General features: G+C 70.7%; 10 protein-coding genes. 3 read left to right on the top strand and 7 right to left on the bottom strand.

Going from position 1 to position 12,635, the window contains the following annotated elements:
• Window positions 1-39: 39 nt before the first annotated feature.
• A complete protein-coding gene (cysK, locus tag IDM46_RS02580; protein ID WP_185114731.1) occupies window positions 40-996 on the top strand; it encodes a cysteine synthase A in 957 nt (318 codons plus the stop codon).
• 375 nt (window positions 997-1,371) lie between these two features.
• On the opposite strand, the gene IDM46_RS02575 is transcribed toward cysK, so the two are convergent.
• The 7 genes from IDM46_RS02575 to lptF all read right to left on the bottom strand — a co-directional run bounded on the left by IDM46_RS02575 (window position 1,372) and on the right by lptF (window position 10,529).
• Entirely contained in the window at window positions 1,372-2,382 is a 1,011-nt protein-coding gene (locus tag IDM46_RS02575; protein WP_185114730.1) for a class I fructose-bisphosphate aldolase, read from the bottom strand.
• 73 nt (window positions 2,383-2,455) lie between these two features.
• Window positions 2,456-3,922 (bottom strand): pyruvate kinase, encoded by a 1,467-nt coding sequence (gene pyk / locus IDM46_RS02570; RefSeq protein WP_185114729.1) that lies wholly within the window; start codon window positions 3,920-3,922, stop codon window positions 2,456-2,458.
• A gap of 114 nt (window positions 3,923-4,036) precedes the next feature.
• Entirely contained in the window at window positions 4,037-6,025 is a 1,989-nt protein-coding gene (locus IDM46_RS02565) for a DUF3857 domain-containing protein (protein ID WP_221441766.1), read from the bottom strand.
• Window positions 6,026-6,132: 107 nt separating this feature from the next.
• Window positions 6,133-7,308 (bottom strand): phosphoglycerate kinase, encoded by a 1,176-nt coding sequence (locus IDM46_RS02560; RefSeq protein WP_182822824.1) that lies wholly within the window; start codon window positions 7,306-7,308, stop codon window positions 6,133-6,135.
• Between the two features lie 408 nt (window positions 7,309-7,716).
• Window positions 7,717-8,133, bottom strand: a complete 417-nt coding sequence (locus tag IDM46_RS02555; protein ID WP_182823867.1) for a hypothetical protein — start codon at window positions 8,131-8,133, stop codon at window positions 7,717-7,719.
• Window positions 8,134-8,322: 189 nt separating this feature from the next.
• A complete protein-coding gene (gene lptG / locus IDM46_RS02550; protein WP_185114727.1) occupies window positions 8,323-9,432 on the bottom strand; it encodes an LPS export ABC transporter permease LptG in 1,110 nt (369 codons plus the stop codon).
• Entirely contained in the window at window positions 9,429-10,529 is a 1,101-nt protein-coding gene (gene lptF / locus IDM46_RS02545; RefSeq protein ID WP_182822829.1) for an LPS export ABC transporter permease LptF, read from the bottom strand. Before lptF ends, lptG begins: the two co-directional genes overlap by 4 nt.
• Before the next feature lie 143 nt (window positions 10,530-10,672).
• Here lptF and IDM46_RS02540 point away from each other — a divergent pair, with 143 nt between their 5' ends.
• Window positions 10,673-12,151, top strand: coding sequence for a leucyl aminopeptidase (locus IDM46_RS02540; protein ID WP_185114726.1), 1,479 nt, complete (start codon window positions 10,673-10,675; stop codon window positions 12,149-12,151).
• Window positions 12,152-12,159: 8 nt separating this feature from the next.
• Entirely contained in the window at window positions 12,160-12,600 is a 441-nt protein-coding gene (locus tag IDM46_RS02535; protein WP_182822833.1) for a DNA polymerase III subunit chi, read from the top strand.
• The last annotated feature ends 35 nt before the right edge of the window (window positions 12,601-12,635 follow it).

Below are 12,635 nucleotides of genomic sequence, written 5' to 3'. Positions count from 1 at the left end.
CGCCGGCGGCCCCGTCCCCTCCCACTCCAGGACGACGCCATGATCCACGACAGCATCCTCGACACCATCGGCGGCACCCCGGTCGTGCGGCTCAACCGCATCGCACCCGGCAACGTCGCCATGTACGCGAAAGTCGAATCGTTCAATCCCGGCGGCTCGGTCAAGGACCGGCTGGCGATCGCCATCATCCTCGACGCCGAGCAGCGCGGCGTGCTCAAGCCGGGTGACACGGTGGTCGAGGCGACCTCGGGCAACACCGGCGTGGCGCTGGCGATGGTCTGCGCCGCGCGTGGCTACAAGTTCGTGGCGACGATGGCCGAATCGTTCTCGGTCGAGCGCCGCAAGCTGATGCGCGCCTATGGCGCCAAGGTCATCCTCACGCCCGCCGCCGAACGCGGCAGCGGCATGGTGCGCCGCGCGCAGGAACTCGCCGACGCCCACGGCTGGTTCCTTGCCAGCCAGTTCGCCAACCCGGCCAACCCCGCCTACCACCGCAACACCACCGCGGCCGAGATCCTGCAGGACTTCGCCGGGCGCCGGCTCGACCATTTCGTCACCGGCTGGGGCACCGGCGGCACGCTCACCGGCGTCGGCGAGATGCTGCGGCTGGCGCGCCCGGAAGTGAAAGTCACCACCTGCGAGCCGGAAGTGGCGGCGCTGCTGCAGGGCAAGGAGTTTTCGCCGCACAAGATCCAGGGCTGGACGCCGGACTTCGTGCCCGAGGTGCTCAACCGCGATGTCGCTGACCAGGTGCTGTCGGTCTCCGACGCCGATGCCATCGCCACCGCACGCCGCCTTGCCGCCGAGGAAGGCATCTTCGTCGGCATCTCGGCCGGCGCCACGGTCTCCGCCGCGCTTGCGGTCGCGAAGACCGCGCGCGACGGCGACGTGATCCTGGCGATGCTGCCCGACACCGGCGAGCGCTACTTCTCCACGCCGCTGTTCGAAGGCGTCAGCGAGGGCTCGGACGACGAGTGGCTGGCGGGTTTGCCCTGAGCGTTCCGGGGTATGGGCCCCGGGTACCAAGGCCCTTGAGGACTCATGTCCCCCGGCGATGGCCTGCGGCCATCGCCTCCTCCTTGACTTCGCCCTCAAGGGCCTTGGCACCCGGTACGCCGCAGTACGCGTTGTCCAGGAGCAAAGCCCACAGCCCGCAATCTCGCGCATGGCTCCGGTACTGGCAGCCAGCCACAGAGCCCCGAAGTGGCCGGGAGGCCGTGGCGGGGAAGTCAAGGAGGAGGCATCCGCCGCCAGGCGGATGCCGGGGGACATGAGCCGCCACGGCCTCACGGCCACCACAGGGGCCCTACGCGCCACAAGAAAACGCCGGCGTGAGCCGGCGTTCCATGGTCCAGCAGATGAAGACCAGGGTCAGTCGTTGTCGCCCCACTGGCCCAGCGCCGCGAGGCCGTTGTCGCGGGCGCGGGCGAACACCGTCTGCTGCGCCTTGGCGTAGTTGCCGGTGAGATCCTTCGACCACAGCTGCAGCGCCGCCGACTGCATCGCGCGGCCGTAGGAGAACGAGAGCGGCCACGGGTTCGGGCCGAGGCGGTTCATGGCGTCGAGGTGCGCGGTGGCGTCCTCGTCGCTCTGCCCGCCGGACAGGAACACGATGCCCGGAAGGATGGCCGGCACCGACGACTTGAGGCACATCAGGGTCGCTTCGGCGACGTCCTCGACCGAGGCCTGCTCTTCGCAGTCCTTGCCCGGCAGCACCATCGACGCCTTGAGGATGGTGCCCTCGAGCGCGACGTTCTGGTTGTACAGCGCGTCGAACAGCGCGCGCAGCGTGACCTCGCTCACCTCGTAGCAGGTCTCGATGTCGTGGTTGCCGTCCATGATCACTTCCGGCTCGACCATCGGCACCAGGCCCTGCTCCTGGCACAGCGCGGCGTAGCGCGCGAGCGCATGGGCGTTGGCCTCGATGCAGGTGCCCGACGGCACGTCCTCGCCGATGTTGATCACCGCGCGCCACTTGGCGAAGCGCGCGCCGAGCTTGTAGTACTCCTCGAGGCGCGCGCGCAGGCCGTCGAGGCCCTCGGTGACCACTTCACCCGGGAAACCGGCAAGCGCGTGGGTGCCCTTGTCGACCTTGATGCCCGGGATCATGCCGTTGTCGGACATGTACTTGGCGAACGGCACGCCGTCCTTCGTCTTCTGGCGGATGGTCTCGTCGAACAGGATCGCGCCGCTGATGTGCTCGGACAGCCGCGGCGTGGTGAGCAGCAGCTCGCGGTAGGCGCGGCGGTTCTCTTCGGTGTTCTCGATGCCCACGCCGGCGAAACGCTTGGCGATGGTGGCGGTGGATTCGTCGATCGCGATGATGCCCTTGCCGGGGGCGACCATGGCGAGGGCGGTTTCGGCAAGCAATTCGATGCTCATGGTGTTGGCGTCCTGCACGGGAAGGGCCGGCGATTATAGCCGTTCGCCACCTGCAGGGCCGCCGCGCGCGGCCTCAGAGCTCGCCCAGGCCCTCGGCGTGGCCCTGCTCGCCGACCTTCAGCAGGCGCAGCGTGTTGGTGGCGCCGTGGGTCTCCATGTGCTGGCCGCTGGTGAACACCACGCGCTCGCCGACCGACAGCAGGCCGGCCTCGACCAGCGCGCGCACGCTGCCACGGGCGGCGTCGAGCGCGGTCTGGCCGCGGCTGTCGTAGCCCATCGGAAACACGTCGCGCATCAGGGTCATGCGCCGGCGCGCCCCGTCGTGGCGCGAGAACGCGTAGATCGGCGCGCCCGAGCGGTAGCGCGACAGGTAGCGCGCGGTGCCGCCGGATTCGGTCATCGCCACGATCGCGCGCACGCCGATGTGCTCGGACAGGAACATCGCCGCCATCGCGATCGCCTGGTCGGCGCGCTCGAGGTTGCGCTGCGCGGCCTCGAAATCGGTGTCGTGCGCGAACTGGCGCTCGGCGCCCACGCAGATGCGCGCCATCGCCTCCACCGCACGCACCGGGAAACTGCCGGCCGCGGTCTCGGCCGACAGCATCACCGCGTCGGTGCCGTCGATCACCGCGTTGGCGACGTCAAGCACTTCCGCGCGCGTCGGCATCGGGCTGTCGACCATCGACTGCAGCATCTGCGTGGCGGTGATCACCACTTTGCCGCGCGCCAGCGACTCGCGGATGATCTTCTTCTGCAGGCCGGGCAGCTCGGCGTCGCCGATCTCCACGCCGAGGTCGCCGCGCGCCACCATCACCACGTCGCTGGCGTCGATCACCTCGCCGAGGTTCTCGATCGCCTCGGCGCGCTCCACCTTCGACACCATCGCCGCATCCGAGCCGTGCGAGCGCGCGATGGCGCGGGCCTCGTCCATGTCGGCGGCGTTGCGGCAGAACGACACCGCGATGAAATCCACGCCGATGCCCGCGGCGACGGCGATCAGTTCGCGGTCGCGCCCGGTGAGCGCGCCCAGCGACAGCCCGCCGCCCAGCTTGTTGAGCCCCTTGCGGTCCGACAGCACGCAGTCGTTGAGCACCACGGTGACGATGCGCGGGCCCTGGATGCGCTCCACGCGCAGCTGCACCATGCCATCGTCGAGCATCAGCACGTCGCCCGGCGCGAGGTCACCGGGCAGGCCGAGGTAGCTGACGCCCACCTCGTGCTGCGTGCCGGGCGGCGCGTCGACGCTGGCCAGGAGGTCGAAGCGCGCGCCGGCGACCAGCGCCACGCGGCCTTCGGCAAACCGCTCGACGCGGATCTTGGGCCCCGGCAGGTCGGCGAGGATGCCGACCTCCACGCCGGCACGCTGCGCCGCCTCGCGCACCGCCTGCGCACGCGCCGCCTGGTCGGCCGGATCACCGTGCGAGAAATTGAGGCGCACCGCGTTCACCCCGGCCTGCAGCAGCGCGTCCAGGACACCGGGCGCGTCGGTCGCAGGCCCGAGGGTGGCGAGGATGCGGGTACGGCGGCGGTGGTCGGACATGCGGGCCTCGGAGGATGGATGGCGCGGATCGCGCGCCTTGGCCCATCCTAGCCGAGGCGCATGTACGGCATCAGTGGTGGGCGTACGGCCGCGGCACGCGCCCCACCATGCGCATCATTTCTTCACGGTGTCCTTCAGCAGGGCCTCCAGCCGCTGCCGGCGTTCGGCCGAGGCCTGCGCCACGGGCGGCTGGAAGCGCAACCGCGCCGACAGGCCTTCGCGCACCTTGCGCAGGCCGCCCACGTGCGTGCGCACCTCGCCCGGCGCGACGTCGCGCCCGGCGATGTCGAGCTGGTAGCGCACCGCGGCCACGCCATCCAGCACGTCGACCTCGCGGCTGTATTCGAGGCCATCGACCGCCTGCGCATCGCGCTCCTTCCCGAAGCGCGCGCTCCAGCCTTCGGGGATGTGGAATTCGATGTCGTGGCGGTAGCGGCCGCGCTGGCTGGCGGCCAGGGGACCACGGCGCTGCATCACCGACGGCAGGCGGCTCGGCGAGTCCAGCGACTCCGCGTAGGTATCCATCGCGCGCGCGGCGCCTTCGGCCTGCAGCGCATCCTTCAGCAGGTAGGTCTCGGTGACCGTGATGCGGTTGCCGTCACGGTCGTCCAGGACCACGGGCAGCACGACCTGGTCGAGTTCACCGAGGCGCTTGCGGTAGTAGTCGGCATAGCGCTGGCCGCGTTCCTCGCGCCGCTCGGTCGCCGCGCCGCGGCGCATGGCGTCGGCGGAGTCGCCGCTGTACACCGTGGCGATTTCCAGCGTGACCTCCCGGGCGTCGGCCGCGGGCATGTAGCGCTCGGTGACATGCACGCCACCCGGCGCGACGGTGGGAGCCGCGACCTCGACCATGGCCGCGGAGCCCGCCGCCAGCGGCAGCACCATGCCGTAGCTGCTGAGGTCGGCATCGCCCGCGGCGCCACCGCGGTAGGTCTGCGTGGGATCCACCCAGCGCACCTCGCGCCCGAGGCGGACCCGGACGATGACGTGGTCGAAGTCGGACGCCGAGGGCACGAAACCGGCGACCGCGCGGCCGCGGCCGATCGAGGCGAGCGCGGGTTCGGCGTGGATGTCGAGCCGGCGCAACAGCGTCACCAGCAGGTAGGACTTGTCCTTGCAGTCCCCAAAGCGCCGCTCCCAGGTGACCCCGGGCGCGCTCGGCCTGTGGGTGTTCTCACCCATCTCCACGCCGAAATAGCGGACTTCGTCCTGCACCGCCCGCGCCACCGCGGTCAGCCGCTCCAGCGGGCTGCGGATCCTCGCCCACTCGCGCAGGCGCGATTCCAGGTCCGCCGGCAGCGGCGGTGGTTCCGGATATAGGGGCAGCGCCCAGGCGACCACGTCCGCCCAGCTGCGTGCCGCGGCCACCTGCACCTGCGGGAACGGCTGGTGCCAGGCGGGATAGTCGCCTTCGTCGAGCACGGCGGCAGTCGCCGCGCTGGACACGACCACTTCCACGCCGTCATCGCGCCTGGTCACCACGGCTTCGGCATCGGTGTGTTCGCGGTGGACGGCGGGCAGCGTGCCCGGGTCGTACAGCACGCGCAGGCGATTGCCGAGCACCGGATTGCGCCAGCCCAGCTGCGACCAGTCGGAGACCTGTCCGGCGAGCACCGGATTGCTGCCCCGGACCGAATACGAGACACGCACCACGTCGCCGACGCGCACATCGTCCAGCACCACCAGCGCCGAGACCAGGCCATCGGCGAGGTCCTGCTCGAACCCGCGCTCGCGCCGCGCAAGCGAGATCCGCTCCGGCACCAGCCGGTCCACCCAGCGGCCGTCTCGGCGCAACTCCACGCGGTGGAAGGCCAGTGTCTGGTAGTCGGGGTTGAACGACACCTGGAAGCGCCCCGCCTCGCCGAGCAGCGAGGTCGCGCGCGGTTCGAACACATGCTCCACGTACTGGTGGTCGGCGCCACCGCGGCGGTCGCTCTGTGCGTCGTACCACCAGTAGCGCCAGCGCGGCTCGTCATGGCCGGGCGCGGCCGGGTCCCATTGCACCGGCACGTCCACGCGTTCCACGAAGCCCGGCTCGGGCTCGATGGCGAAGTTGAACTCCCCGCGCGCGTGTGTGGCCTGCGCGGCGACAGCGACAGGCAACAACAGGCAAGCCAATCCGACAAGCCAACGCATCATCCATGCTCCCCCGGCCGGCCCCCCGACCCCGTTCGGGAGCCTACACGAAGGTCGCGGCGCGGCGCAGGTGCTCAGCCGCCGCGCTGCTCCAGCGCGGCCACGGCGGGCAGCACCTTGCCCTCCAGGAACTCCAGGAACGCGCCACCACCGGTGGAGATGTAGGAGATGTCGCCGGCGATACCGTACTTGTCGACCGCCGCCAGCGTGTCGCCGCCGCCGGCGATCGAGAACGCCGGCGAGGCCGCGATCGCGCGCGCCAGCGTCTCGGTGCCCTTGCCGAACGCGTCGAACTCGAACACTCCGACGGGGCCGTTCCACAACACCGTGCCGGCTTTCGCGATCATCTCCGCGTAGCGCACGGCGGTCTCCGGACCGATATCGAGCACCATGTCGCCGTCGGCGATCGCATCGACCGCCTTCACCGTGGCAGGCGCGTCGGCACTGAACGCCGGTGCCACCACCACGTCGGTCGGCACGGGGATGTCGGCGCCGCGCGCGTGCGCCTTGGCCATGATGTCGCGCGCGGTGTCCAGCAGGTCGGCTTCGTGCAGCGAGGCCCCGACGCCATGGCCCTGCGCGGCGATGAAGGTGTTGGCGATGCCGCCACCCACGATCAGCTGGTCGACCTTGCCGACCAGCGACGACAGCAGCTCGAGCTTGGTGGACACCTTGGAGCCGGCGACGATCGCCAGCAGCGGCCGCGCCGGTGCGTGCAGGGCCTTGGCCAGCGCGTCGAGTTCGGCCATCAGCAACGGCCCGCCGACCGCCTGCGCGGCGTGTCGGATCACGCCGTGGGTGGACGCCTGCGCGCGGTGCGCGGTGCCGAAGGCGTCCATGACGAACACGTCGCACAACGCGGCATAACGCTTCGCCAGTGCTTCGTCATCGGCCTTCTCGCCGACGTTCATGCGGCAGTTCTCGAGCAGCACCAGCTGGCCCGGCGCCACGTCGGCACCGTCGAGATACTCGCGCACCAGCGGCACGTCGCGGCCAAGCAGCTCCGACAGGCGCAGGGCGACCGGCGCGAGCGAATCCGCTTCGCTCCAGCTGCCTTCCGTGGGACGACCGAGGTGCGACATGACCATCACCGCGGCACCGGCGTCGAGCAGCGCGCGCAAGGTCGGCAGCGACGCGGTGATGCGCTGGTCGGAGGTGACGCGGCCGTCGGCCACCGGCACGTTGAGGTCCTGGCGCACCAGGACGCGCTTGCCGGCAAGGTCGAGGTCGGTCATGCGGAGGATGGTCATGCGTGGCTGCCGTGGTTCCGGGGGCCGGTATTGTCGGCGGCGGCGCTGGCGGATTCAAACGCTGGGGCGCGGGGCGCTGCGTGCGGGTGCGAATGCCCTTGGGTGCGAATGTCCCCCGGCCTCCGCTGCCGCGGAGGCCTCCTCCTTGATTTCGCACCCAAGGGCATTCACACCCGTCGCGTCAGCGTCGCGGCGCTTGGAAGAAAGCAAAAAACCGGCTGCTCCGTGGGCCGCAGGATCACCGCGCCGCCAACGCCCCGACGCGAGCTGCAGGCCCTCGGGGCGAAATCAAGGAGGAGGCCTTCGCATAGGCGAAGGCCGGGGGACATTCGTCCCGGGGGCCTGCAGCTTGCGCACGCGCTTTAAATGCTGCGCACGCGCACGGCACGTCCCGGCACAAAGCACGTCTCAGCGGTAGCCCGAGTCGTCCTTGTTGTGGATGATCCAGATCAGGTTGCCGCCGGTGCCCATCGACTCGCCGGCGAACACCAGGCGGCCCTGGCCCTTGTAGGCCATCTCGTAGCGGTGCTTGTCGCCGCCGAAGAAGAACGGGATGAAGGCCTTGGCGGTGATGTAGGCGCCCTGGTCGGTCGGCTGGCCCACCAGGTCGGTGACCTGCTTCATCGGCATGCCGATCTGGAGCTGGGTGAACTTGCTGCCGGGCGCCGGCTTGCCCGTGATTTCGCCTTCCCAGTCGCCCAGCCCCGTGACGGTCTCGCCGTAGCCCGCCTCGACCGCGGTCGAATCGATGACTTCACCGTTCTCGTTCATCCACGCCGGCGTGCCCTTCTCCTTGCCGCCACGCCGCGCTTCGGCGTCGCCCATGGCCAACAGGCCGACACCCACGATCATGGCCACGGCCGCGGCCATACGCATGCTGCTCTGCATCTTCTGCTCTCCGTCTGGTAGCTGCGCCCCGGCCTATCGCCATCCCCTGCTGCCGGGCGCGGCGCGCCGCCCGGAGTCATGGATGCACTGTTTACCTGCCGGCCCGCGACGCCGCAACCGCGGGTTTCACCCACTCCGGCGTCGGAAAAGCAGCCAGGACACGACCAGCATCACCGTCGGCGGCACCGTGTAGGCCAGCCGGTAGTCGAAGCGGTACACCGCCGCGAGCTTCACCGCCTGCGCCTGCAGCAACCAGAATCCGAGCGCGAACACGATGCCGATGAACAGCCGCCGCCCCAGCCCGCCGCTGCGCAGCGAGCCGAACGCGAACGGGATCGCCGCCAGGCACAGGGCCAGCACGTTGAACGGGTAGAACCAGCGACCCCAGTAGTGCTCCTCGAACTCGCTGGCATCCAGGCGGTTGCGCCTGCGATATTCGATGCCTTCGGCCAGGTCGCGGGCCGGCATGTAGCGCGGACGGAACGCGCTGCCGGCGCTGGCGGCGAGCGCCGCGGCGTCGAGCTGCGACTCCCAGCGCTCTTCGACGATGCTGGTCGCGGTGACCTGGCGCGGCTCGAAATACACGCGCCGCACGTCGCGCAGCAGCCAGCCGCTGGCGCGGTGCTCCGCCACCCCGGCGTCGGCGATCGACTCCAGGCGGCCGTCGTCGTCGAACTCGAACAGCCGCACGCCATTGAGCTCGAGCCAGGTATCGCCCTTGTCGCTGCGTTCCTGGCCGCTGGTCGCGTTGAGGAAGGTGTTGCCCTCGCGCGCCCACAGGCCCGAGTACTGCGCCACGATCATGTCCCGTGAGCGCGCCGCCGACTTCATGGCGTCCGCGCTGCGCTGCGCGCCCGGCGCGAGCGTCTCGCCGTTGAGCATCATGGCGAGGGTGAGCAGCACCAGCGGCGCCGCCACCGACAGGCTCAGTCGGCGCCGCGACACGCCCAGCGCGCGCAGCGCGGTGAGCTCGGTGGTCGCGGCCAGCTGGCCCAGGCCCATCAGCGTGCCGATCACCGCCGCGGTCGGGAACATCACGTAGGCGCGCCGCGGCACGGTATAGGCCACGTAGGTGACCACGCTGACGAAGCCGTAGTCGCCATCGCCCATGTGCTTGATCTCCTGCACGCCGGCGAGCACGGCGTCCAGGCCCACCAGCACCATCCAGGTCAGCAGCACCGTCACCGCCACGGTGCGCGCGGCGTACAGGTCGTGGATCTTCGGGAACGGCATCATCGCGCCGCCTCCGCCGTGCGCTTGCGCCGCCGCGGCGCGGCCACGCTGCCGTCGCGGACATACATCCACGCGCCCAGCGCCAGCAGCGGCAGAACCAGCCACCACAGGCCCAGCGCCGCCGGGATCTTGCCGTCGGCGATCCACTCGGTGCCCAGCAGCATGAGGTTGATGCCGATCACGTAGGCGAGGAAGCCGAGCACGATGCGGCCGTAGCGCGCCTGGCGTGGCGGGCTGCGTGCAAGCGGCACCGCGAGCAGGGCAAAGGCCAGCGCCAGCAGCGGCGGTGCGATGCGCGCGTGCAGCTGCGCGCGCGCCTCGGGGCGGGCATCGCCGAGCAGCGCGAGGGTGGAGTCGTATTCGGGGTTCTCGCTGGCCGGACGGGTCTCGGCATCCGGCAGGCGCATCTCGTTGCCGGCGTAGCGCATCATCCGGAAATCCAGGCCGTCGGCGAGCGGACCTTCGACGCGGAAGCCCTGGTCGAGCTTCAGGTAGCGCTCGGCACCGTCGACCGCGAGGGACCCGGTGCGCGCGGTGGTCACGTCCATGCGCTCCTCGTCGGAGCGGTAGACGAACACCCGCGCCAGCGCGGAGCCGTCGTCGGACATCGCGCCCACGTACACCACGCCGCCGCCGCCGGGCAGTTCGACGAAGCGCCCCGCCTCAAGCCCCGCCAGCAGCAGGCTGCGGTTGCCTTCGGCCACCATCCGCTGCGAGTAGTCGTTGGCCCAGGGCCCGAGCCACAGCGAACACGCGCCGATGAAACCGGCCACCGGCAGCACCAGCATCATCAGCGGGCGCAGCAGGCGTCGCGGCCCGACGCCGGTGGCGATCAGCACCGGCATCTCCGAATCCCGGTACAGCCGCCCGACCGCCAGCAACAGGCCCAGCATCAGTCCCAGCGGCAGGATCAGCGGCAGGTAGTTGAGGACCTGCAGGCCCAGCTGCGACAGCATCAGCCCGGCCGGCACCCGTCCGCGGGCGATGTCGCCCAGCACGTCCGCGAACACCCCGCCAAGGCTCACGATCAGCAGCACGACCAGCGCCGCGAAGGTGGCCTGGGCGAATTCGCGGAACAGGTAGGAGTCGAGCTTCGGCATCCGGCAGCGGCCTTGCATTAGAATCGGGGGTTCGTCCATACACCGCATCGGCCGCGCCAGGACCTGGCGCTGCGGCGCATCCGCCGCATTCTAGAAGCGCCGATTGTAAGGAACACTTCACGAGAACCGCAGAACAGGATCCCATGAGCCTTCAACTTGCCCTGAACCAGACCCCACCCGCCGCCGCCCAGGTCGACTGCGTGGTCGTAGGCGCCTATGCCGACAAGACCCTCGCGCCGTCGGCCCGCGCGCTCGACGAGGCCAGTGGTGGCCGCCTGTCGGCACTCGCCGCCCGCGGCGACCTCGATGGCGCCACCGGCCGCACCACGCTGCTGCTGGACCTGCCGGGCGTTGCCGCGCCGCGGGTGCTGGTGATCGGCCTGGGCGATGCCGGAAAGTTCGCGGTGCCGCAGTACCTGAAAGCCGTGGCCGATGCCGCGCGCGCGCTGCGCACCGGACCGGCGCGTTCGGCGCTGCTGACCCTGTCCGAGCTCGAGGTTGCCGGCCGCGACGCCGCCTGGGCGATCCGCCAGGCCGCCATCGCCGCCAGCCACGCGAGCTACCGCTACATCGCCACGCTCGGCGAGAAGAACAAGAAGCGCGACGAGAAGGGCCTGGAACGCCTGGAGATCACCGGCAGCGACAGCGTCGCACTGGCCCAGGGCCAGGCGATCGCCGCCGGCGTCGAGTTCACCCGCGAACTTGGCCACCTGCCGCCCAACATCTGCAATCCCGCCTACCTGGCGCAGCAGGCCAGCGATTTCGCCGCCCGTTTCGACAAGGCCGGCTGCGAGGTCCTCGAGCGCGAGGACATGGAGAAGCTCGGCATGGGTTCGCTGCTGGCGGTCGCCCGCGGCTCGGCCAACGCCCCCAGGCTGATCGTGCTGAAGTGGAACAACGGCGGTGACGCCAAGCCCTACGTGCTGGTCGGCAAGGGCATCACCTTCGACACCGGCGGCGTCAACCTGAAGACCCAGGGCGGCATCGAGGAGATGAAGTACGACATGCTCGGCGCCGGTTCGGTGATGGGCACCTTCGTCGCCGCGGCCGGCATGGACCTCCCGATCAACCTCGTGGTGGTGGTGCCGGCGGTCGAGAACGCCATCGACGGCAACGCCTACCGCCCCTCCGACATCCTCACCAGCATGTCCGGCAAGACCATCGAAGTCGGCAACACCGACGCCGAGGGCCGCCTGATCCTGTGCGACGCGCTGACCTATGCGCAGCGCTTCGAGCCGCAGGCGCTGGTCGACGTGGCCACGCTCACCGGCGCCTGCATGGTCGCCCTGGGCAGCTTCGCGACCGGCCTCATGACCAAGCACGACGACCTCGGCCAGGAACTGCTGGCCGCGGGCGAAGAGGTGTTCGACCGCGCCTGGCGCCTGCCGCTGTGGGACGAGTACCAGACCATGCTCGATTCCAGCTTCGCCGACGTCTACAACATCGGCGGCCGCTGGGCCGGCGCGGTGACCGCGGGCTGCTTCCTGGCGCGCTTCACCGAGGGCCAGCGCTGGGCGCACCTCGACATCGCCGGCAGCGCCAGCCACAGCGGCAAGAACGGGCTGGCCACCGGGCGTCCGGTCGGCCTGCTGTCGCAGTGGCTGCTGGACCAGGCGGGCTGAGCCCGCCCGTGGCCCGCGCCGACTTCTACCTGATCGCGAAACCGCGCTTCCGCGACGAGCCGCTGTTGCTGGTCTGCGAACTGGCGAAGAAGGCGCTGGCCGCCGGCCAGCCGATGCTGGTGCTGGCGCGCGACGCGGCGCAGGCCGAACGGCTCGACGACCTGCTGTGGTCGTTCGAGCCCGACGCCTACGTGCCGCACCAGATCGCAGGCCTGGAGCCCGAGGATGGCGGCGGCGAGGAGGAGGAGGCCGACGTGCTCATCGCCCCGCCCGAAGCCGACGTGCCGCTGCGTCCGCTGGTGCTCAACCTGCGCGATGCCGCCGTCGAGGGCGCCTTCGAGCGCGTGCTCGAGGTGGTACCCGCCGACGACTCCGCCCGCGGCCCGCTGCGCGAGCGCTGGAGGCAGTACAAGGCGCGCGGCCTCGACCTGAAGAAATACGACATGTGACGCGGGGGTCCGCCCCCGCCCTGCCCCGACCACGA

Origin of the sequence: Luteimonas sp. MC1825 (genome assembly GCF_014764385.1) — a bacterium.
GTDB lineage: Bacteria > Pseudomonadota > Gammaproteobacteria > Xanthomonadales > Xanthomonadaceae > Luteimonas.
This window is presented reverse-complemented; position numbering and strand designations above follow the sequence as displayed.